We start from the raw sequence: 23726 nt of genomic DNA on the forward strand, positions 1-23726 counted from the left end.
ATATTAAAATTTTAAATTAGCACCAATAACGAAAGATCTTAACGCAGGATAAGCATCTAGCTCTACTCCTTGACTTCCGTAAGGATTACCGTCACCATTTAATTCAGGAGAAAAACCTGAGAATTTCTGAGTAATAAATGGATTAATTGCATTTACATATAATCTACAAGAGCTTAGGAATTGACCTTCAGTTAAAGGAAGTTTATACCCAAGAGTAATATTGTTGATTCTGAAGAAATCTCCAGATTCTAAATAGTAAGTAGAAGCTACTGGAATTTGATTAGATGCATTTGGTGATGTTGGATTATTTGTACTCCAAAAATTATTTGCTACTGAAACTTCTATATTTTCGCCACCAAAACGTTGTGCTTTTTTACCGTTGTATACTTTTGCTCCTCCTGTCCCGTATCCATCTACAGAGAAATCGATGTTCTTGTAAACTAATCCTAAAGTAACACCATAATTAGAAGTAGGTAAAATTGACCCTACATACTTTTTATCTTTAGTAGCAGACAAAGCATCTTGAGTAACTGCCTTACCTTCTGAATTATAATATAATTTATCTCCATTCGATTTGTCTATACCTGCATATTCATACAAGTAAAAACTACCTAATGGTTGACCAACAGAATTGTTATAAAGTAGTTTGGTATCTTGACCATTTCCTAAATTTCCTCCTATAACTTGTGATAATGATACATCTTGTAAATTTGTAAGTTTGTTTTTGTTATGAGAGTAATTACCTCCAACCCAATAACTCAAGTTATCATTAATTTTATCATCCCAACGTAAAGCAATTTCATATCCTTTATTTGAAACTTTACCTACATGCGAAGGAGTTTCTAAAGTAATTCCTGAAGTTGGAAATGGTTTTATATTTAAAATAACATTTTTAGTAGTTTTATCATATACATCAAATGATCCTTTTAATCTACTATCTAATAATTCAAAATCTAAACCAGCTGAAGCTTCCTCTGTAATTTCCCATGTTAAACTTGGGTCAATTTGAGAAATAATGCTTGTTCCTTCGTTCAATATTGAACCTCCTAAATAGCTATTAAGTCCTGAAACATATGATTGATTATTAAGTGGTACGTTTTGATTTCCTAATTTACCCCAACCTCCTCTTAATTTTATTAAATCAATACCTTTAATATCTTTCAAAAAGCTTTCTTTAGTCACAACCCAGCCTAAACCAAAAGCAGGAAAAGTTCCCCAACGCTCATCTTTAGCAAAATTTGAAGATCCATCACGTCTAATTGTTCCTGTGAATAAATATCTATCCATTAATTTATATTGGAATCTACCGAAATACGAAGCCAATTTACTTTCATTAAATGTTACATCATATAAACTAGTTACTGTCCCTGCATAATCAACTCCATGTCCATCTTTTGGACTATTTAATGACCAGTAATTAGAGTCTGGAATAACATTTTTTCTTGCAATAGTTAATTTCTCTCTTGGACCTTTTACAGAAGTTTCAATACCTGCTGTTACCTCTACATCATGAATACCACCAAAAGTCTTGTTAAAAGTTAAATAATTAGATAAGTTCCAATTATAATACTGTTCTCTACCTCTTGTCAATAAATTTATATTTGAAGAAACTGGATAATCTTCAGCTTTACGAGTTGGATTAGCTGCTAACCAGATGTTTTTAGTATCATCATAATTATACTGCTTCCAAGAATAATATTCTCCATTAAATTGTGAAGTAAATTTCAATCCTTTAACAATATCATAATCTAATTTTAGACCTCCTTGTAAAGTAATGCTTCTTTGTTGTTCATCATAAAAATCTAATTGTGCAACAGGGTTACCAACATTATTAAATGAAGTTCCATCAGGACTTGCAATTCCGCCACCTACAAAAGAAACTCCATATTGACCATTAGGAAAACGAACTGGAACTATTGGAGATTGCTTGTAAGCATTTGTAAAAGCACTTAAAGGCTTTGGAGTAGATTTTGTTGAAGTAAAACTGAAGTTCTGGCTTAAAGTTACTTTTTTAGAAATTTTATATTCATTATTATTTCTAAAAGTAGTACGCGCATAGTCAAGACCATTCAAAATTCCTTTTTCTTCATAATTTCCTACACTAAAAAAATATTTTATATTTTCTGTAGATCCTGAAATCGAAACATTATTTTGAGTATATGATCCTGTTCTAGTAATTTCATCAAACCAATTTGTATTAACTGGTTGGTTTTCAGAATACATTTTATCATTTAAAGCCGTATTTGAATAACGTGCAAAAGCATCACTATTTGCCATCTTAACTGTCTTTAAAGGCGTTCTAACTCCTGCAAAACTTTCAATTTCTACAGAAACCTTATCTCCTTTTCCTTTTTTGGTAGTAATGATTATTACACCATTTGCTGCTCTGGTACCATAAATTGCCAGTGCAGATGCATCTTTTAATATTTCATACGATGTAATATCGTTTGTATTAATATTATTGATATTTTCTGTAGGCATACCATCTACTATAAACAAAGGATTTCTTCCTCCTAATGCAGTACCTAAACCTCTAATAACAACCGAAGGTGTACTTCCTGGTACATCTGATGATGTTACCTGAACACCGGCTGCTTTACCTTGTATAGCTTGTGAAGCATTCAAAACTTTAGTTTTTGACACATCTTCTGCTTTTAATGAAGTAATTGCAGTAGTATTATCTATTTTTTTTCTTGTTCCGTATCCAATTACAACAACTTCTTTTAAAGCTGTATCTTCAGATTCTTTTAAAACAATACTCATAGGAGTCGAAGTTGCTTTTATTGTTGTAGCTTCAAAACCAACCATGCTAATTTTTAATATTTCGCCTGCTTTGGCTTTTATTTCAAAATTACCGTCAAAATCTGTGTCTGTAGAAGTTCTAGATTCTGTGGCGACAACCATTGTTCCTGGAATTGCCATACCCTGTGAATCCAAAACCTTACCTTTAATTACTTGTCCAGACATGTATGCCGGAAGTAGAATGAGCGCTAAAAAGCTAAAAATAAGATTTCTCATATATTAATAAATTGTTAAAGTTAGTACACCAAACTTAGATAATTACAACGTTATAGTACGTTAAATAGAAATACTACATAAATACATCAAAACACACAATAATCATATTACACAATTGATTTAAAGCCATTTATACAAAATAAAAAACATCATTCTACATCATGATGATGTAGTAATGATGTACTGCTATTTGATATAAATTAAAGTTAAATAATATATTATCCCTAAAAAATTAGGATATTTTTACAGATTCAATAAAAAGTTAGAAAGGTTTTCATCTTGAACTAGGTTCAATTTTTTTCTTAATCGATAACGATGTAGTTCTACTCCTCTAAACGAAATGTTCATTAAAGGAGCAATCTCTTTTGAAGAAAGATTCATTTTTAAGTAAATACAAAGCTTAATATCCTTTGAAGTTAAATTGGGATATTTCTGAGAAAGATTTGTTACAAACTCATTGTGAATTTGATTTAGATTATTTTCAAAAGTTTCCCATTCATGTTTGTTAACAGCATTTATTTTTATAGCTTTCTTAATTTCGCTCTTAAGCTTATTAAAATCTGTTTCAGAATCAAGAATACCTTGAATTTTTTCGATCATTTCACTTTGCTTCGCAATAGAAAGAGACTTACCTGCAACTTCTGACGATTTGGTTTGTAATTCTAGTTCAAGAATATGTTTTTGGTACTCTTGACTATTTAAATCATTCTCTGCTTTCAATTCCATTTCTAGAATCTCTTTTTGATGTCTTAACTCTTCTTCTCTTAATTCCAATTTTTGTAAATAACGCATCTTATTCCATCTATAGTAGATATATAAAATCCCTGCTATAAAAGACAAATAGAACAAAAGCATCCAAAAAGAAAAATACCATGGTTTTGCAACAATAAAATCAAAACTTGAAATTTTACTATAACTTAATCCATCGTGATTAAATATTTCTATACTATGGGAACCACTATTTAAGTTATTCAAAACGATTAAACCATCTTTTATAGATCTAAAATTATTCTCGTTATTAATTTTATAAAATAAGTTTGGTTTAGCAGCTCCAAATAAACCTGAGATCACATTTATTCTTAACTCTGAATTATAATTTATACTGGAATTATTTTCGATTAAGTTTTCATCATTAAACACTTCAACCTTTAAATCTAATTTTTGTTTATTTATATCTTTTAATTGAAAAGATATAAAACCATCATCTAAATTCAATAAATAGTTATTGTTGTTTTTAAAGACATTTAAGTTGTCATTGATAATTTTACCTTTATAATATTTCTCCTGAATACTATTCCATATAAATTTATTGCCATTTGCATAAATATGATACAAAAGTCCATCTTGTAATAAGATAAAATGATTTTCATCAATAGCCGCTACATCTGAGATATTATTAAAATTAGAATTAAAAAGATCATTCTTTTCTAATTGATTAGCAATCGAATTGTAAGTGTACCACGTTTTATTTATTAAAAAAAGAATTTCATTTCTAAACTCAAATATTTTCACACCAAAATCATTTTCAATTTTACTGTGTTGAGTAACATTTTCTACTTTCTGTGTTTCGTAATTATCATTATATAAGATTCTATATAATCCTCGATAATTATCAGCCGCCCATACTTCATTTTTTCTGTTCTGAGCCACATATTTTATTGGTTTCCTTAACCCCTTTAAAACTACTTTTTGTTCTAAATTATTAATGTCTTTATATACAACGACACCGCTATAAGTCGCTTGAAAATAAGAATTATCAATACTGCTTTTTGTTAAATTCCATCCTCCATTTATCATGTTTACTTTTGAAAACTGTCCATTTTCGTACAAGAATGTTCCTTCATTGTGGCCTATAAAATATTTATGATTCACCTTACTTATATTCCAGCCTTGCCCTTGACTATTAGGAATCAGAGAAAGTTTCTTATCTGCATACTTAAAAATACCATGATTAGAGGCCATTAAATATTCCTTATTGACATTTACAACTGAATATACCGATCCTAAAACTCCTGAATTATCATAAAAAATAGAAACTGGCGACGTCACTTCAATATGTGCTATTCCGTTATCCAAACCTAACCATAAATCATCTTCTTTATCTAGTCCGATGCTCAAAATAGAATTGTTCATCAATACATTTTTCCTATTGATATTTTTAAAAGAATTATCATTAAAGTCAAACATATAAACACCTTCACCAGCTGTACCAATTATAAGTTTATTGCTCTTTAAAAATCGGGCTACATTTATATTTGCATTCTTTAAGACTTCGTTTAATGGATTATCCCAAGCAGTTAGATGTCCTTTATCTTCTATAAAAATTCCTTTTTTATGTGTAAAAATGTATATTTTGTTTCGATGTTTTTCAATAGCATGAATGACATTATTCTTTAAGGCTCCCCAACCTTTTACTGGGTTTAATTTATTTCCATTTACAACAAAAACACCATGTTCTACCGAAGCCACAAGCAGTTGATTATTAACAACAAAACAATAAGATATCAAAAATGGCAACTTCGTTTTTTTGATTGATTTTCCGTTATAAACAAAAATCTGATTGAAAGATTGGAAATAAATTAAATCATTAAGTTTGAAAATTTTCCATACTTCTTCATTCTCATTTTCATCAAATACTTTTCTGTTTTTAGAAATAGAAACATACTTCATTTTTCCTGCTTCCCTATACCAATAACCAAATTCTTTATAAGAGCCTGAATAAACTTTATCACCATCGACCATAATTGAACGAATGATTGTTTTGTTTGGTAATGTGTATTTTTCCCAAACAACTCCATTATAACGTACCAAATAATGATTATTTGCAAAATACATTGCATTATCATTCCCTTGAGCTACACTCCAAATTTGGTTATCACCCTCGTAATTAGACTTATTATAATTTTCTACAAAAGGAAGTAACTCTTGAGCCTGAATTTGAAATGTTAAAAGGAAGAGGAAAAAAAAATTAAGAAGATTTGATTTCAAAATATTGGTATTTATGCTCAAATATAATCACATTTATTCAATTTTTCATATAAAAAAAGCCTCTCAGTGAGAAGCTCTTTTTATAGAATATATTATCTTAATTTAGTTTTTAAGTAAATGATAAACCTGATTTGCAATTTCAAACTCTTCATCTGTAGGAATTACCAAAATTTTAGTTTTAGATGCTTCGGTGTTAATTTCACGATTTGATTTAGAACGAATCTGATTTTTATCGTTATCTAATTCAATTCCAAAATATTCCATATCTGTACATACTAATTTTCGCATATATGATGAATTTTCCCCTATTCCAGCTGTAAAAACAATCGCATCTAAACCATTTAGCACTGCTGCATATGATCCTATATATTTTCTTATTCGATAAGCATTCATCGCCAAAGCCAACTGGCAATCCTTATTTCCTTTTTCTGCTTCTGATTCAATATCACGTAAATCACTATAACCCGTAAGACCAAGCATACCACTTTGTTTCAACAAAATCGAATTTACCTCATCAGGAGTATAATCTAGATTTTTCATCATATAAAAAATAACCGATTGATCTATGTCTCCGGCACGTGTACCCATAATCAAACCATTTGCTGGAGAAAAACCCATTGTATGATCAATACTTTTCCCGTCTTTTATAGCTGTCATACTGCATCCGTTTCCGAGATGTATTGTGATAATTTTAGAATTATGCTCCAAATATTGTATTGCTTGTTCAGAAACATATTTGTGGCTAGTTCCATGAAACCCATAAACCCGTACTTTATTTTCCGTTAAAAGATAATTGGGTATAGCATATTTATATGCTTCAACGGGAATTGTCTGGTGAAAAGCCGTATCAAAAACAGCTACTTGTTGTGCTGTTGTAAAAATCTCTTCAGCAACATTAATTCCAACTAAATGTGCTGGATTATGTAATGGTGCTAATTCTGAGAGCTCTTTTATTTTGTTTTTAACCTCATCGGTAATAGTTACTGTATCCGAAAAATAACTTCCTCCATGAACCACACGATGTCCAACAGCTTCAATTTCTGAAGTAGCTTTTATCACACCTGTTTCACTATTTAAAAGTAAGCTGGCAACTTTCTCCAACCCTATTTTATGTGTTAATATAGATACTGTTTCTTCAAAAGAAACATCTTTAGTTTTATATGTTACATTTGAACTTTCTAATCCAATTCTGTCAATCATACCAGAGCAAATCACTTCATTAGCTGGCATTAGCATTAATTGATATTTTATAGAAGAACTTCCTGAATTTAATATTAATATTTTCATTGTTATTTTTTTAAATACTAAGGTACTAAGTTTCTAAATTACTAAGTCCCTTTTTTGTAAAGGCTCGATTTTTTAATTTTTAATTGATTATAATCCTTGTGCTTGAATGGCCGTAATAACAACTGTATTTATAATATCATCTACGGTACAGCCTCGGCTTAAATCATTTACTGGTTTTTTCAATCCTTGTAACATCGGTCCTATTGCTAATGCTCCTGTTTCTCTTTGTACTGCTTTATAGGTGTTATTTCCTGTGTTTAGATCAGGGAAAATAAGCACGCTAGCTTGTCCGGCAACTTCTGAATCTGGCATTTTACTTTTTCCAACACTTCTATCTACTGCGGCATCGTACTGAATTGGTCCTTCTATTTTTAAATCAGGTCGTTTTCGTTTAACAATTTCAGTTGCAGTTCTTACTTTTTCAACTTCATCTCCTTTTCCTGATGTTCCAGAAGAATAAGAAAGCATTGCTATTTTTGGTTCTATCCCAAAAGCAAGACTAGATTCTGCAGAAGAAATAGCAATTTCAGCCAATTGTTCTGCAGTAGGATTTGGATTTATGGCACAGTCTCCAAATACGGAAACACGATCTTCTAAACACATAAAAAATACTGATGAAACTACTGATGAATTCGGTTTGGTTTTAATAAACTGCAGCGCTGGCAATATCGTATGTTGTGTTGTATGAGCAGCTCCCGAAACCATTCCGTCAGCATGGCCTTTATACACCATCATTGTTCCAAAATAAGAAACGTCTTCCATTAAATCTCTTGCCATTGTAATACTTACATTTTTAGCTTTTCTAAGCTCATAATATGTATTTGCATAATCTTCGTAAAGATCAGATTCTATTGGATTAATAATATTGACTTTAGAGAAATCAAAAGTAATCCCCAGTTCAGTGACTTTACTTTCAATTTGTTTTTTATCTCCAATAATCGAAATATCAACAACGTCCATATCTAATAATCTTGACGCAGCCATAATGATCCTTTCATCATTCCCTTCTGGCAAAACAATGTGTTTACGATGCTGTTTGGCTCGTTTAACCATATTGTATTGAAACATTTTTGGCGTCATTCCTTCGGCCTGAAAAGTAATTAACTTTTCAGATAAACTATCCAAATCAACATATTTTTCGAAAGTAGTAATTGAAGTTTCTATCTTATGACTGTTATTGGCATAAATTTGCGATTTGATAGCCCCTATTTTATTCGTAATATGATAGGTTCCTTCTTCTACAGCAATAATCGGAACGATTGCTGACAACCCTTCTATTAATTTCAAAATACTATTTTCTGGTAAAATATTTCCTGTAAGCACAATTCCTGAAATTGTTGGATAATTAGCTGATTCATTTGCTTGCAATGCGCCCAAAATAATATCAGCACGATCACCAGGAGTAATTACTAGCGAATTTTCTCCTAAATGCACCAAATAATTATGTAATTGCATCGCTCCAACACTAAAATGCCCTGTTTGATTGTTTAAATAAGCTTCACCAAATAAGACTTTGGCTCCAAGATGATTAACAATTTCTTGCATCGTTGGATGATTTAGACTTGAAATAATAGGAATAGCATTTACCAATACTCCTTCAGGCAAGCTTTTTTGCAGTCCGGATGTAACTAATTCTATGTTCTCAATTTGTACTTTATTAGCAATAACCGCCAATACCTCAACGTCTTTTACTTTAAATGAATTATATACAAGTGAAAGATTATCTATTAATTCATCTAATGTTTTACCAACTCCTGATCCTAAAATAATAGTAGGAATCCCTAAATTCTTTGCAATTAATACATTTGTATCCAATTCAATTGCAGTACCTTCTCCAGTAAAACTAGTTCCTTCAACCAATACAAAATCAAAACGTTCTTCAAGACGTTTATATTTTTCGATAATCAAATCAAGAACTTCACCAATCTTACCTTTATTTTTTTTCTTAATTAATTTGCTCTTGGTTATTGCAAATGCATCTTCAAAGGCTATATCAAGATTAAAATGCGTTAATACTGTTTCGATATGATTGTCTCGATCTCCATCGACAAAATCCTCTACAATAGGTCTAAAATACCCGACTTTAGCGGTTTTCCCCATTAACATACTCATCAATCCCAAAGTAATAATAGATTTTCCACTATTCTGCTCACTTGTAGCTATATATACCGCTTTACTCATAAATTCATTCTTTAAAACATTACAAAAGTAATCTAAATCCTATGCTCAACTATTAAAAAAAACTTAAACCACTGAACTTGAAAAATTAACCTTAACCAAAATGGTCTTCTAGCTATAAATCACTTTAATTTGAAAGCAAAATTAAAAGAATTTCTTCTTTTCTTAACTGATTTTTGTCATATAAAAGACAACTCTATCCGATATTATCTGCTCCTAACTTCAGTACATATTCTGGAGTGCTAGTGAATATATCATCAACTATCTCTAAAACCATCTTCTTTTTTTAAAATAAATAATTAACGCAATCACCAACAAAAACATTCCAATCATAACAGAATAATATCCATACTGATATTTAAGTTCAGGTATGTTTTCAAAGTTCATTCCATATACTCCAACTATAAAAGTAAGAGGAATAAATATTGCCGAAATAATAGTAAGTGTTTTCATAATTTCATTCATCTTATGGCTTTGCGCCGAAAAATAAAAATTAGAAGCACTTTCTAATGAACTCATATCCGACTCTATTTGCTCTAGAAGTTCTAAGCTTTTTTGATGCAAACGCGCAAAAAAACTAAAATTCACCTTTTCGATTCCATTAAATGTATCATCGTCTTTTATACTTTTAATATCATATAATGAATCCCGGAGTGGTATAATAGAACGTTTTAAGAAGTTGAAATTATCGCGGTGTTTTTCTATTTTTTCAAGAATAATAGGATTTGTATCTCCTTTGGTAATATTAATTAGTTCTTCTACTTTATTTTCTTCATCCTCGAGCGTGATATAGAAGTTTTCCATCACCGCATCTAACAATAAATAAAGTAAATAATCGACTTTTTTAGTTCTTACAATTCCTGCATGTTGCCTAATACGTTCACGAATGTGTGTAAAGAAATCACTTCGTTTTTCCTGAAAAGAAATTAAAACGCCATCTTTGATTATAAAACTAATCTGCTCGACACTAATATTATCTGAATCCTCTGAAGGCAAAAGGGATTTAATATTAAAAAAAAGAATTTCCTGTTGTTCTTGTAGCTTGGTTCTTTTAGTAGTATTAAGTATGTCGGCAAGCATAAAGCCATCTACCTTAAAATATGCTCCAATGGTTTTAATAAGATCTATGTTATTTAAACCATGAATATTTAGCCAATTATTTTTTGTGTAATCAATACACGTATTTAAAGCTAATATATTAAAATTCTCATATTCGGTGATATCTAAATCATCGTAAACGAAAAGTTGCATTTCTGACTGAGTGTCTTTATGCCGACCTGTATATTCTAATGAATAGGGTTGCAGTTTTCGGCCTTTTTTGTATTTTATTTTTCTCATTCAATAAATGATTTATATAGTAATATTACAAAAAAGTTTTTTAAAACACGGCTACATTCCCAATTTTGGCATTACCAAAGCAAAATTCTAACTTATTTAAGAATTAAATAAAATAAGCTATTAGTCTACCTTCTTTTCCATAATAAAGTCTTCCATTAAGTACCCATGATCTAGCTCAATATAAGCTTCGGCTACAATTTCGAATCCCATTTTTTTATAAAAAGAAGCTGCTTTATTAAATCTATTTACATTCAAAGTAACAACATCTGCTCCTTTTTCTTTGGCTGCAGCCACAACTGTATCAATTAATATTTTCCCCATACCTTTTCCTTGTGCTTCAGGAAGTAAATACAGTTTATTTAAGCGTGTAGCATTCTTATCTTGGTAATTATGTTGATATCCTGCATAACCCAAGCAAAAATCATCCTCGTAGGCCATTGTAAAAATATGCCCGTTACGGATGCTTTCTTCTAAAAGAGCTGGCTCGTAAAATTTATCCAGCATATAATTCAGTTGCTCTTGAGATAAGATTTCGCCATATGTATTTGGCCAAGTTTTAAATGCAATTTCTCTTATTCTAGGTACATCAGTTGCTGATGCTATTTTAAGTGTAATCATAATTTAGACTGCTTAGATTTTTTGTTTATTTAGACCGGCTTAGACTAACTTAGAAATTTAGACTTTATGGATATTGAGATTGTCCTTCGACTCCGCTCAGAATAACACAAAACCCTGTTACTAATATAGACTGACTTAGATTTCCATACTACATCAATAATTGGATTGTCCTTCGACTCCGCTCAGGATGACATAAAACTCTGTTACTGAAAACTGAAACTGAAACTGAAAACTATCCGTGAATCGTTTCTCCTTTTCCGTAATTAGCGATGATAGATTCTTCGTAAGCAAGCCATTCTCTCCAACGTTTCTCTACATCAATTCCTACTCCGTATTTTCTGGCATACGTAATAAAAGTGGTGTAATGTCCCGCTTCACTTTCCATTAATTCTCTGTAAAAAACGGATAATTCTTCGTCTTTTATATTTTCAGAAAGTACTTTAAATCGTTCACAACTTCTGGCTTCAATCATTGCAGAGAATAGTAATCGTTCAACTAAGCTTGAAACACGGCTTCCGTCACTGCTTCTCTTCATATACAAATACAACTCATTTACATAATCGTCTTTGCGCTCACGACCTAGTTTTAGTCCTCTTTTGATGATGATATTGTGTACTTGCTCAAAATGGTCAATTTCTTCTTTAGCCAAAGCTAATAAATCTTTAACTAAGTCTTGGTGCTCTGAGTTATTGGTGATTATTGTAATAGCATTTGTTGCTGCTTTTTGTTCACACCAAGCATGATCTGTTAAAATCTCTTCAATGTTTTTCTCAACGATATTTACCCATCTTGGGTCAGTTGGTAACTGTAATCTTAATACACCCATAATCTTTTTGTTTTATTTTGTTTCAGGTTTTCTTTGTCAATCCGACTTTCAGGCTTGGCATGTTCTCTAGAACTAAAAAAAGTTTAAAGTTTTGCTTTACGTTTTTTTACGTGTCACAAAACTTTAAACTTGAAACCTGAAACTTGAAACAATTAAGTTTCAAATTTTATTTTTTTAGTAAACGAAGATTGCTCTTTCGCTCATCATTTCATTTACTTCGTTAGCAACCTCTTCGATAACTTCTTCACTTGTGTAATTTGTTAATACTCTATCGATTAATGCAACAATAGTTTCCATATCGTCTTCAACTAAACCACGAGTCGTGATTGCAGCTGTTCCTACACGAATTCCTGAAGTTACAAATGGTGATTTATCATCAAATGGAACCATATTTTTGTTTACAGTAATTTCAGCTTTTACCAATGCATTCTCAGCATCTTTACCTGAAATTCCTTTATTTCTAAGGTCAATTAACATCATGTGATTGTCTGTTCCTCCAGAAATAATATCGTATCCTCTTTTTACGAAAGCTTCTGCCATAGCATTTGCATTCTTTTTTAATTGCATTGCATAAGTAAAGAACTCATCTTGTAATGCTTCACCAAAAGCGACTGCTTTTGCAGCAATAATATGCATTAAAGGACCTCCTTGATTACCAGGAAATACAGCTAAATCTAGCAATGCAGACATCATTCTGATTTCTCCTTTTGGATTTGTTAGCCCTTGTGGGTTTTCAAAATCTTTACCCATCAATATCAATCCTCCACGTGGTCCACGTAATGTTTTATGTGTTGTAGTAGAAACGATATGACAATGAGGAATTGGGTCATTCATTAATCCTTTGGCGATAAGCCCTGCTGGATGCGAAATATCTGCAAATAAGATTGCTCCTACGCTATCTGCAATTACTCTAAAACGCTCAAAATCCATATCACGAGAATAAGCCGAAGCTCCTGCAATAATTAATTTTGGTTGCTCTTTAGTAGCAATTTCTTGAATTTTATCATAATCCAAACGTCCCGTTTCTTTATCTACACCATAAAAAACTGGAGTATATAAACGTCCCGAAAAGTTTACTGGAGACCCGTGAGTTAAGTGACCACCGTGAGATAAATCAAATCCTAAGATTTTATCTCCGGGCTTTAAACATGCATGATAAACTGCTGTATTTGCTTGTGATCCTGAATGTGGCTGTACGTTTGCATAAGTAGCCCCAAATAATTCTTTGGCTCTATCTATAGCAATTTGCTCAATAACGTCAACTACTTCACAACCTCCGTAGTATCTTTTGCCTGGATAGCCTTCTGCATATTTATTTGTTAAAACAGAACCAGCTGCTTCCATTACCTCATCACTTACAAAATTTTCTGAAGCGATTAGTTCTAATCCGTGAATTTGTCTGTCTTGTTCTTCAAGAATAAGATCAAAAATTTGTTCGTCGCGTTGCATTTTTTAGTTTTTCGTTAATTTGATGCAAAAATACAAAAAAACGTTTGTCAAACTGTTAGATTATGATATATTTGACATAGAATTTTTCAACAAATAATTAACATTCACATGCCGATAACTGCCAACGATACTAAACGAAAATCATGGTTAGATGTACCAGAGAATAGTGATTTCCCTATTCAAAACATTCCCTTCGGTGTTTTTCTTACCAAAGAAAATATAGTAACGGTTGGAACAAGAATTGGCGACTACGCCATAGATTTAGGTGCTTTACAACAATTAAGCTATTTCTCAGGAATTGATTTAACTGATGATATGTTTATGCAAGACACTCTAAACGATTTTATTTCTGATGGAAAAAAAACTTGGCGATTGGTTCGAAACCGTATTGCCGATATATTTGACATTAATAACCCTCAATTAAGAGATTCTACAAAAGATAGAGATATCGTTATTTTTAAAATTGACGATGTCGAAATGCAATTACCTGTTTTAATTGGTGATTATACCGATTTTTACTCTAGTAGAGAGCATGCAACCAATGTAGGTAAAATGTTCCGTGATCCGGAAAATGCATTATTACCAAACTGGTTACACATTCCTGTAGGATACCACGGAAGAAGTTCGACTATTATTCCTTCTGGAATTCCTGTACACAGACCAATGGGACAAACACTTCCTAATGGAGAAAGCTCTCCTGTTTTTGGCCCATCAAGATCAATTGATTTTGAATTGGAAACCGCATTTATTACAACCGATGCCAACATAATGGGAGAACCTATTCCTGCTTATGAAGCCGAAGACTATATTTTCGGAATGGTTTTATTAAATGACTGGAGCGCTCGTGATATTCAAAAATGGGAATATGTGCCTTTAGGTCCATTCTTGGCAAAAAACTTTGCTTCTTCTATTTCTCCATGGATTGTTACTATGGATGCATTAGAACCTTTTAGAACCAAAGGCCCAAAACAAGATCCTGCTCCGCTTCCTTATTTACAAACCAAAGGAAAAAAAGCTTTTGATATTAATTTAGAAGTTTCTCTTAAGCCATTGGATAAAGAAGAAACTGTAATCTCTAGATCAAATTTTAAATATATGTACTGGTCAATGAGCCAACAATTAGCACATCATACTTCTAATGGTTGTCGTGTTAATTCTGGTGATATGATGGGCTCTGGAACAATATCCGGACCTACTCCTGACAGCTATGGATCTATGCTAGAATTAACTTGGGGTGGAAAAAACCCTTTAAAGCTAAACGATGGCAGCGAACGTAAATTTATCGAAGATAACGATACTGTAATTATGAGAGGATATTGCGAAAGCAATGAAGTTCGTATTGGTTTTGGAGAAGTTTCAAGCCAACTGCTTGCTCCTTTCGTGAGACAATGAAGAGATCTTGATTCGGAATAAAAAAAATAGCGTATTGAATTCAATACGCTATTTTTTTATACAATTTTCTGAAAAAAGCCTGTTTTTAAGCTGGAATTTGCTGACTTAAACAATGTAATGTTCCAAATCCCCAAATAAAGTCTACACAACTAATTCCTATCACTTCACGATCAGGAAAACATTCTGAAAGTATATTAAGTGCCACACGATCATTACTATCGTTAAATGTGGGAACCAAAACACAGTTGTTTAAAATCAAGAAATTAGCATAACTTGCCGGTAATCTTAAATCTTCAAAATCAACTCTTTTTGGCATTGGTAAAGCAACAATTACTGGAGATTTCCCATTTTCAAGCTTTGCATTTTGCAATCTTTTCAAATTATCCTGTAAAGGTTTATAATTTGAATCATTAGAATCAGTTTCTACAATGGTTACAATAGTATCCTCATTTACAAAACGACACAAATCATCGATGTGCCCATGCGTATCATCTCCTTCTATTCCGTCTCCTAACCAAATAACGTTTGTTACTCCAAGATATTCTTTAAAAACTGCTTCATAATCTTCTTTAGTAAAACCTGGATTACGAACCTGAATACTTGGATGCATTAAACATTCCTCAGAAGTTAACAATGTTCCTTTTCCGTTTACATCAATCGCACCACCTTCTACAATAACTGGCTTTCCTTTATATACAACCTGTGTAACTGGAATATCTAAAACTTCTGCAACTTTAGCTGGCACAAATTTATCTAATTGATAGTTTTTGTATTTTGCCCAACCATTAAAATTAAAGTTTAATGCTTCTCTTTTATCTCCATTTTTAACAACAATTGGTCCAGAATCACGCATCCAGCTTCTGTTTGTTTTATGAATGATGTAAGTAACATTCTTTAAATCTACATGTGCTCTTTCAAGCATATCGTTCACTTTTGCTTTCAAATCTTCATCGGCAACTACCAAGAAAACAATTTCATGTGCAGCTACTTTTTTTATAAACTCTACAAAAGCCCATTGAACGGCTTCGTATTTCCCTGGCCAATCTTTACCATTATGAGGAAAACACAATACAACTCCTTGTTGTTTTTCCCACTCTGCGGGAAATATCCTATTATTCGTCGTCATAAAAAGGTTCTAAATTAAAAAAGTACAAAGATAAGCATTCATACCCTTTATCATTATGTAAAGTTCTTTTTTTCCAGTTAGATAGAAATATAATTTATTCTAAATAACTAAAAGTATTACCATCAATAGAACCAAAAAATGATGAAGAAAGCCACAAAACATGGGAATTATGTAATACCAATAGAACATTGGTTTAAACCGATTGGCCTATTTTTATACTGAGTTTAAACGAAAAAACTCAAAAAAAATTAAATTTAACAATAGATATCATGAAAAAGAAATTAGCTTCCGTATCACTTTTATTACTGTCCATGGCAGCAGGCGCACAAAGCATGGCAACAAGTTCTGCACAAACTACAATTGAAAAAAATCCTTATGATAAATGGTCTATCGAATTAAATGGTGGTCTAAACAAACCAACCAGAACTATGACCGAAGGGTATTCTACTGCTACAGTTAGCCCTTTTCATGCAGATTTAGGTGTACGTTATATGTTTAATCCTAAGTTTGGTTTGAAATTAGATTTCGGATACGATCAATTTCAGGAACGCAATGATACTGCTCCATTTGACAGCAAATACTTAAGAACAAGTTTACAAGGAGTTGTAAATATTGGTAGAGCCTTAAATTTTGAAACTTGGACCAACACAATCGGTTTATTGGCACATGGTGGTTTTGGAGTTTCTCAATTAAGTGCTGATAATGGTTTTGATGGAAAAGACTATATGGCTCACGGAATTGTTGGTCTTACTGGACAAATTAGATTAAGCAATACTATCGCTTTAACTGGTGACCTTACTGGAATTGTTAATGGAAGACAAAACCATAACTTTGACGGAATGGGACAAACAACTAGCGGTTCATTTGATGGAGTATTATTAAATGCTTCTGTTGGTTTAACTTTCTACCTAGGTAAAAAAGAAAAACATGCTGACTGGTATTCTGAAGACAATGATAGATTAAATAAATTAGAAGACAGAGTTAATACAATAGAAACTGGTCTTATCGACACTGATAAAGATGGTGTTGCTGATTTGTATGATTTAGAGCCTAATACTGTTTCTGGAGTTGCTGTAAATACCAAAGGACAATCTATTGATACTAATCAAAATGGTGTTCCAGATGAACTAGAAAGCTATTTAGACAAAACCTACTCTAAAAAAGGTAGCGAAACTGCAACAAATAATACAGTTGAAGAATTGATTAACGGAGGATATGTTAATGTATATTTTGATTTTAACTCTTCTAAACCAACAAATGCTTCTTTATCTGGTGTAGACTTTTTAGTTAAATACTTGAAAAATAATCCTGGTAAATCTGCAGATATCATTGGATATTCTGACGAAATTGGAAGCTCTAGCTATAACACGGAATTATCTAGAAAAAGAGCTGAAGCTGTGAAAAAAGTAGCTACAAATGCTGGAATTGATGCTTCTAGATTAAATGTAATTGCTAATGGTGAAGATACTTCTGTGAATAAAAATTCTAAAGAAGCACGTCAAATCGTAAGAAGAGTTACTTTTCAAGTTAAATAAACGGAAAATTTTTCTCTAAGAAACAAAAAAGGACAAAATGTAAATTTTGTCCTTTTTGCTTTTATATAAACCGACTAAATTAGTCTATTGCTCTTTTGGTAATATCTCCAAAAGCATCAATTCTTCTATCTCTAAAAAATGGCCAGTTCTGACGCACGTTTTCTTGTAAATCTAAATCAACCTCAGCAATTAAAATTTCTTCTTTATCGTGTGAAGCTTGTGCTAAAATTTCTCCTTGTGGTCCAGCTATAAATGAAGCTCCCCAAAACTGAATTCCATCAGTACCATCGATATATTGCTCTAAACCAATTCTATTAGCAGCAGCAACAAATACACCATTTGCAACAGCATGTCCTTTCATTACATTCATCCAAGCTCCATACTGGTTTTCACCATATTGCTCTTTTTCTTTTGGATGCCATCCAATCGCTGTAGGATAAAACAATACCTCAGCACCTTTTAAAGCTGTAATACGAGCTGCTTCTGGATACCATTGGTCCCAACAAATTAATGTTCCTATTTTTCCTTTTTTAGTTTCAATAGCTTGAAAACCTAAATCACCAGGTGTAAAATAGAATTTTTCATAAAAATGTGGATCATCTGGAATATGCATCTTACGATACAACCCTGCTTCTGATCCATCAGTATCTATAATGTATGCACTATTGTGGTATATTCCCGCCATTCTTTTTTCGAAGAAAGGAACAATAATAACCACCCCTAATTCCTTAGCCAAAGCACTAAAAGCTATAAATGAAGTACTATATAATGGTTCTGCTAATGCAAAATTATCTACATCTTCACTTTGGCAAAAATAATGACTACTATATAATTCTGGTAACAGGATTACTTCAGCACCTTTATTGGCCGCATCTTTTACCCAACTGATACATTTTTTAAGATTATTTTCGGCAACGTCATTCAGATTTAACTGGATAACGGCTATTTTATATTTCTTATTCGGCATGTCTTAAAATTTAGAGTGCAAAAATAGTAATTTTTAAAGGAATAGCAAAGTGAGCCATAGGTTCTAATAAAAAACTAAATTTTCTATTCTAGTCCCTTCTCAATAGCAATTGAGAGTAGCCAAAATCATTCTATTCATAAAATATCAAAAATAAATAACTGATAAAAATACTGATGAGAATAATTCGTCTATTTCTAAAAACAAAAAAACACCAGCGCCCTAACTGGTGTTTAATTGAATGAAATAAAAATAAAACAGTTTTTAATTAACTGCTCCTTTTTACATAGTAAGCACTCTATTATATTGAATTAGATTAACTATTCAATAACTACTTTAGCAGTTACAAATTCAGTTTCTGATTTTTTGAATTTTATATCAAAAGTTCCTTTTGCTGCTGATTTAAATTTGTAAACTGTTTTTTTAGGATCTGGTACTTGTAGCGTACAAGTTCCTGATGGATATTTAGCTTCAACTTGCAATCCTTTTTCTGTACCTATGGTTACATCACTAATTTTGCCAAATTCTGCACAAGCACTCTCAACTATATAAGTCACATCATAGCTAAGTTCCTCATTTACCTTTCCAGTTTCTGGTCCTTTCACTTCAGTTACAAAAGCACTTTTTACAGTAAATTCAGGAGTAGTAGGTTGGTCATCATCTTTATCATTACTACATGAAATTAATGCCGTTGCTAAGAATAATACAGTTAAAACTGATTTTAAATTGAAATTTTTCATAAAAATAATTTATTTGTTATTAATTACAATATAGATGCAAATAGATTAAGATGGTTGCTTCGTAAAATTGTTAAATAATCCACTCAATTTACTAAACAACTAAAATTCAAAATATTAACAAAATAAATATTTTCATTTTAGGCATAAAAAAACACCAATCTTTCGATTGGTGTTATATATAATTGACAATAAAGTTATTCTGCTATTTCTTTTTTTGGAATCATTTTTTTGATTACAGTTACAATTCCTAAAACCAAAAACCCAATTACAAGTCCAATACTAAATTCTTTTACAATAGAAGGTAACTGAGGTACTAGGTGATGGAAAAATTCAATATTGTGTACAAATATACCACCTGCCACTAATAGCAAAGCTATCGTTCCAATTACGGATAAACTCTGAATCACTCTTGGAAGTGCCTGTACTAGAATATTTCCTATTGTTTTTGATATACTTCGCTCTTTTTTACTAAGCTGAATAAGCTTAAGTCCCAGTTCATCCATTCTTACAATAAGCGCTACAATACCATACACTCCAATTGTTGCAACTATTGCAATAATAGAAACAACCATAATTTGTGATAAAATAGGTTTGCCAATTACAGTTCCTAATGCTATAATTACTATTTCTACAGATAATATAAAATCAGTTATGATTGCTGATTTTATTTTTTCTTTTTCGACAGCTAAAATTTCTTCTTCCGAAAATGTTTGTGCTGTAACCTCAATCTTTTCATGTTTGTGTGGAAAGAAAAATTCAAATATCTTTTCAGCTCCTTCATAAGCTAAAAAAAGACCTCCCAGTACTAAGATTACTATAATGGCTACTGGAAAAAAGGCACTTAGTAAAAATGCTATTGGTAAAATAATTAATTTATTAATAAACGAACCTTTACCAATGGCCCACAATACAGGTAATTCTCTTGATGAAGCAAAACCTGATGCTTTCTCGGCATTAACAGCCAAATCATCTCCTAGGATACCTGCCGTCTTTTTTACTGCAACTTTACTCATTACTGCAACATCATCCATAATTGCTGCAATATCATCTAATATAACGAAAAAACCTGATGCCATATAATTGTTTTAGAACTGCATTGACTTTTGATACAATCTACCAAATTCAATCAATACATATTTATTATTTCATGCGAATCTAATACTTTTTGTTTGATTTTTTTCTTCTATTTCTTCCGATTTAATCAAATATTTTCAATCAGACTTCTAAACAATATCATCAACTGCATTGACCTAAAAGTAGCCAGATAATCACAAAAACAAAAATAGTTCCAAAACATCCGCTTCCAAGCTTTTTGGCTCCATAACCCGCTATTAATCCTCTAAATATGTTATTCATAATATTATATTTATTTTAAGTTTTTATATAGCTAATCCTAGCTTAGCTCTGCCAATGTAAAGATGAGAACTAAATTAATTTTTTTCTTATAATAATTCAAAAAAAAGTTTCATTATTTACTGATTTTCAGATTCATAAATAAAAAAAAAAAAAAACACCAGCCTTGCGACTGGTGTTTTCAAATTACTAAAAATCAAAATTATTGGGTTACTTCTTGTGTTTGGTTTCTAAAAACCAATTTACCGTCAAACGCATCTAATAAAATGATACTATCTGTTGTAATCTTTCCTGCCAAAATTTCTTTTGACAATTGATTTAAAACATCTCTTTGTATTACACGTTTTACTGGTCTTGCACCGAATTGCGGATCAAATCCTTTATCCGATAAATAAGCAACAGCTTCTGGGGTTGCATCCATTGTAATTCCTTGCAAAGCCAACATTTTGGTAACGCTTTTTAATTGTAAACCAACAATATGTTTAATATTATCCACAGTTAAAGGTGGAAACAATACGATCTCATCAATACGGTTAATAAATTCCGGACGTACTGTTTGTTTCAATAAAGCAAGTACTTCGACTTTTGCAGCCTCTGTTGCAGCTTCAATACCTCCTTTTAAATTCTCGAATTTTTCTTGTATTATCTGACTTCCCATATTCGAAGTCATGATGATAATCGTATTTTTAAAATCGGCTAAACGCCCTTTATTATCTGTTAATCGTCCTTCGTCCAATACTTGCAATAAAATATTAAATGTATCTGGATGCGCTTTTTCAATCTCATCTAACAGAATTACTGAATACGGTTTTCTACGTACAGCTTCTGTTAATTGTCCACCTTCATCATATCCTACATATCCTGGAGGTGCACCAACTAATCTACTCACACTATGACGTTCTTGATACTCACTCATATCAATTCTGGTCATGGCATTTTCATCATCAAAAAGATACTCGGCCAATGCTTTTGCTAACTCTGTTTTACCAACTCCTGTAGTTCCTAAGAACAAGAAGGTACCAACAGGTTTTTTCATATCTTGTAAACCAGCTCTACTTCTTCTTACGGCATCACTTACCGCTTCGATTGCTTCTTCTTGACCAACTACACGCTTGTGTAATTCATCTTCTAGATGCAAGAGTTTTTCTCTTTCAGTTTGAAGCATTTTCATCACTGGAATACCAGTCCATTTTGCAACAACTTCGGCAATATCTTCTCTGGTAACTTCTTCTTTAATCAAAGAATTTCCAGATTGATATTCGTGCATTTGTTTCAATAAGACATCCAGTCTTTCTTGAGCTTCTTTAATTTTTCCGTAACGAATCTCGGCTACTTTTCCGTAATCACCATCTCGCTCTGCACGATCTGCATCATGTTTAAAGTTTTCAAGCTCTAATTTTACAGCCTGAATTCCATCTACTACATCTTTTTCAGATTTCCATTTAGCGTAGATTTCATTACGTTCTTCTTTTAAATTAGCCAATTCCATTCCTAGAACCTTGAGCTTACTTTCCTCTTTCTCACGTTTTATGGCCTCAATCTCAATTTCTAATTGCATTATTTTTCTATCCAAAACATCTAATTCCTCAGGTTTCGAATTGATTTCCATACGCAATTTAGACGCAGCTTCATCCATTAAATCAATCGCTTTATCCGGTAGGAAACGATTGGTTATATAACGTTGAGAAAGCTCAACCGCAGCAATAATAGCTTCGTCTTTTATCTGAACCTTGTGATGTGTTTCATACTTTTCTTTGATTCCACGTAAAATTGAAATCGCACTTTCAGTATCTGGCTCATCTATTATAATTTTTTGGAAACGACGTTCTAGCGCTTTATCTTTTTCAAAATATTTTTGGTATTCATCCAAAGTAGTTGCACCGATCGCTCTTAATTCTCCACGAGCCAAAGCCGGTTTTAGAATATTAGCCGCATCCATTGCGCCTTCTCCTCCACCTGCACCTACAAGTGTATGAATCTCATCTATAAACAAGACGATATCACCTTCGGCTGCTGTAACTTCTTTTACTACCGATTTTAATCGTTCTTCGAACTCTCCTTTATATTTTGCCCCAGCAATTAATGCTCCCATATCTAGTGAAAACACAATTTTATCCTTTAGGTTTTCTGGCACGTCACCATTAACGATTCTTCGTGCTAAACCTTCGGCAATTGCGGTTTTACCAACTCCAGGTTCTCCAATTAACATTGGGTTATTTTTAGTTCGACGTGTTAAGATTTGCAATACACGTCTAATTTCTTCATCTCGTCCGATAACAGGATCTAATTTTCCTGTACGTGCTAATTCGTTTAAGTTTTTAGCATATTTGTTCAATGAATTATATGTCTCTTCTGCTGATGCTGAAGTTACACGTTCTCCTTTACGTAATTCATCAATAGCAGCTTTTAAGCCTTTACCTGTTACTCCTTGATCTTTTAAGATTTGAGCAACTTTGCTTTTTGAATCAAAAATTGCAAGCATTAAATGTTCGATTGAAACGTATTCATCGTTCATTTTTTGTGCAATAATCTCTGCTTCATTCAACGCTTTATTTGCATCTCTGGAAAGCATTACATCTCCTCCCGAAACTTTCGGGAAGCTTTGAATTGTGCTATCTAGAATTTGAAGAAATAAAGGCACATTTACATTGAGTTTTTTCAAAATAAATGGCGCTACATTTTCATCAACTTCAAAGATAGCTTTGAAGATATGTTCATTCTCGATTTGCTGTTGACCGTTTTGTTGAGCCAACTGCTGAGAAAGCTGAATAGCTTCTTGCGATTTGATTGTAAATTTATTTATGTTCATCTTTATATTGATTTATGATTTATGATTCTATTTTAATAAGTAACTTTGTTTATTATTTCTCAAAATATATTCCACAACAACAAAACAGACAAAATGGCGTTTAAA

Annotated in this window: 15 protein-coding genes; 2 read left to right on the forward strand and 13 right to left on the reverse strand. The window is 31.9% G+C overall.

Translation table 11 applies throughout. The annotated features are described in order from the left end of the window. Nucleotides 1-3: 3 nt before the first annotated feature. From OIU80_RS05070 to glyA, 8 genes are all read right to left on the reverse strand, one after another. Complete coding sequence (locus OIU80_RS05070) at nucleotides 4-3018, reverse strand: SusC/RagA family TonB-linked outer membrane protein (protein WP_264285967.1); 3015 nt, start codon at nucleotides 3016-3018, stop codon at nucleotides 4-6. 243 nt (nucleotides 3019-3261) lie between these two features. Then, nucleotides 3262-6006, reverse strand: a complete 2745-nt coding sequence (locus tag OIU80_RS05075) for a helix-turn-helix and ligand-binding sensor domain-containing protein (RefSeq protein ID WP_264285968.1) — start codon at nucleotides 6004-6006, stop codon at nucleotides 3262-3264. Nucleotides 6007-6108: 102 nt separating this feature from the next. After that, the gene (locus OIU80_RS05080; RefSeq protein WP_264285969.1) at nucleotides 6109-7293 is read right to left on the reverse strand and encodes an acetate/propionate family kinase; all 1185 of its coding nucleotides are present in this window, start codon (nucleotides 7291-7293) and stop codon (nucleotides 6109-6111) included. A gap of 87 nt (nucleotides 7294-7380) precedes the next feature. Continuing rightward, a complete protein-coding gene (gene pta / locus OIU80_RS05085; RefSeq protein WP_264285970.1) occupies nucleotides 7381-9474 on the reverse strand; it encodes a phosphate acetyltransferase in 2094 nt (697 codons plus the stop codon). A 264-nt stretch (nucleotides 9475-9738) separates the two neighbouring features. Continuing rightward, nucleotides 9739-10809 (reverse strand): magnesium/cobalt transporter CorA, encoded by a 1071-nt coding sequence (corA, locus tag OIU80_RS05090; protein WP_264285971.1) that lies wholly within the window; start codon nucleotides 10807-10809, stop codon nucleotides 9739-9741. A gap of 120 nt (nucleotides 10810-10929) precedes the next feature. Further along, nucleotides 10930-11427 carry a GNAT family N-acetyltransferase gene (locus tag OIU80_RS05095; RefSeq protein WP_264285972.1) on the reverse strand — a complete coding sequence of 166 codons (498 nt, stop codon included), beginning with the start codon at nucleotides 11425-11427 and terminating at the stop codon, nucleotides 10930-10932. A 232-nt stretch (nucleotides 11428-11659) separates the two neighbouring features. Continuing rightward, nucleotides 11660-12253, reverse strand: coding sequence for a tRNA-(ms[2]io[6]A)-hydroxylase (miaE, locus tag OIU80_RS05100; protein ID WP_264285973.1), 594 nt, complete (start codon nucleotides 12251-12253; stop codon nucleotides 11660-11662). A 174-nt stretch (nucleotides 12254-12427) separates the two neighbouring features. Next, on the reverse strand, nucleotides 12428-13702 hold the full coding sequence (gene glyA, locus OIU80_RS05105; protein WP_264285974.1) for a serine hydroxymethyltransferase: 1275 nt from the start codon (nucleotides 13700-13702) through the stop codon (nucleotides 12428-12430). Nucleotides 13703-13810: 108 nt separating this feature from the next. Between glyA and fahA the strand changes: the two genes are divergently transcribed. After that, nucleotides 13811-15094, forward strand: coding sequence for a fumarylacetoacetase (gene fahA, locus OIU80_RS05110; protein WP_264285975.1), 1284 nt, complete (start codon nucleotides 13811-13813; stop codon nucleotides 15092-15094). Nucleotides 15095-15179: 85 nt separating this feature from the next. Here fahA and OIU80_RS05115 read toward each other — a convergent pair whose 3' ends face one another. Next, the gene (locus OIU80_RS05115) at nucleotides 15180-16220 is read right to left on the reverse strand and encodes an agmatine deiminase family protein (protein ID WP_264285976.1); all 1041 of its coding nucleotides are present in this window, start codon (nucleotides 16218-16220) and stop codon (nucleotides 15180-15182) included. 269 nt (nucleotides 16221-16489) lie between these two features. Between OIU80_RS05115 and OIU80_RS05120 the strand changes: the two genes are divergently transcribed. Continuing rightward, complete coding sequence (locus tag OIU80_RS05120; protein ID WP_264285977.1) at nucleotides 16490-17755, forward strand: OmpA family protein; 1266 nt, start codon at nucleotides 16490-16492, stop codon at nucleotides 17753-17755. A 79-nt stretch (nucleotides 17756-17834) separates the two neighbouring features. Here OIU80_RS05120 and OIU80_RS05125 read toward each other — a convergent pair whose 3' ends face one another. The 4 genes from OIU80_RS05125 to clpB all read right to left on the reverse strand — a co-directional run bounded on the left by OIU80_RS05125 (nucleotide 17835) and on the right by clpB (nucleotide 23621). After that, a complete protein-coding gene (locus tag OIU80_RS05125) occupies nucleotides 17835-18722 on the reverse strand; it encodes a carbon-nitrogen hydrolase (protein ID WP_035620980.1) in 888 nt (295 codons plus the stop codon). Between the two features lie 317 nt (nucleotides 18723-19039). Further along, the gene (locus tag OIU80_RS05130) at nucleotides 19040-19459 is read right to left on the reverse strand and encodes a hypothetical protein (protein ID WP_264285978.1); all 420 of its coding nucleotides are present in this window, start codon (nucleotides 19457-19459) and stop codon (nucleotides 19040-19042) included. Between the two features lie 194 nt (nucleotides 19460-19653). Then, a complete protein-coding gene (locus tag OIU80_RS05135) occupies nucleotides 19654-20535 on the reverse strand; it encodes a DUF808 domain-containing protein (RefSeq protein ID WP_264285979.1) in 882 nt (293 codons plus the stop codon). Between the two features lie 479 nt (nucleotides 20536-21014). Next, nucleotides 21015-23621, reverse strand: coding sequence for an ATP-dependent chaperone ClpB (gene clpB / locus OIU80_RS05140; protein ID WP_264285980.1), 2607 nt, complete (start codon nucleotides 23619-23621; stop codon nucleotides 21015-21017). Between the last annotated feature and the right edge of the window lie 105 nt (nucleotides 23622-23726).

Source organism: Flavobacterium frigoritolerans (assembly GCF_025847275.1).
In the GTDB taxonomy this organism is placed as follows: domain Bacteria; phylum Bacteroidota; class Bacteroidia; order Flavobacteriales; family Flavobacteriaceae; genus Flavobacterium; species Flavobacterium frigoritolerans.

Coding starts and splice junctions, on each gene's coding strand:
- OIU80_RS05070 (WP_264285967.1), bottom strand. CDS start 3,018: ATGAGAAATCTTATTTTTAGCTTTTTAGCGCTCATTCTACTTCCGGCA.
- OIU80_RS05080 (WP_264285969.1), bottom strand. CDS start 7,293: ATGAAAATATTAATATTAAATTCAGGAAGTTCTTCTATAAAATATCAA.
- pta (WP_264285970.1), bottom strand. CDS start 9,474: ATGAGTAAAGCGGTATATATAGCTACAAGTGAGCAGAATAGTGGAAAA.
- corA (WP_264285971.1), bottom strand. CDS start 10,809: ATGAGAAAAATAAAATACAAAAAAGGCCGAAAACTGCAACCCTATTCA.
- OIU80_RS05095 (WP_264285972.1), bottom strand. CDS start 11,427: ATGATTACACTTAAAATAGCATCAGCAACTGATGTACCTAGAATAAGA.
- miaE (WP_264285973.1), bottom strand. CDS start 12,253: ATGGGTGTATTAAGATTACAGTTACCAACTGACCCAAGATGGGTAAAT.
- glyA (WP_264285974.1), bottom strand. CDS start 13,702: ATGCAACGCGACGAACAAATTTTTGATCTTATTCTTGAAGAACAAGAC.
- fahA (WP_264285975.1), top strand. CDS start 13,811: ATGCCGATAACTGCCAACGATACTAAACGAAAATCATGGTTAGATGTA.
- OIU80_RS05115 (WP_264285976.1), bottom strand. CDS start 16,220: ATGACGACGAATAATAGGATATTTCCCGCAGAGTGGGAAAAACAACAA.
- OIU80_RS05120 (WP_264285977.1), top strand. CDS start 16,490: ATGAAAAAGAAATTAGCTTCCGTATCACTTTTATTACTGTCCATGGCA.
- OIU80_RS05125 (WP_035620980.1), bottom strand. CDS start 18,722: ATGCCGAATAAGAAATATAAAATAGCCGTTATCCAGTTAAATCTGAAT.
- OIU80_RS05130 (WP_264285978.1), bottom strand. CDS start 19,459: ATGAAAAATTTCAATTTAAAATCAGTTTTAACTGTATTATTCTTAGCA.
- OIU80_RS05135 (WP_264285979.1), bottom strand. CDS start 20,535: ATGGCATCAGGTTTTTTCGTTATATTAGATGATATTGCAGCAATTATG.
- clpB (WP_264285980.1), bottom strand. CDS start 23,621: ATGAACATAAATAAATTTACAATCAAATCGCAAGAAGCTATTCAGCTT.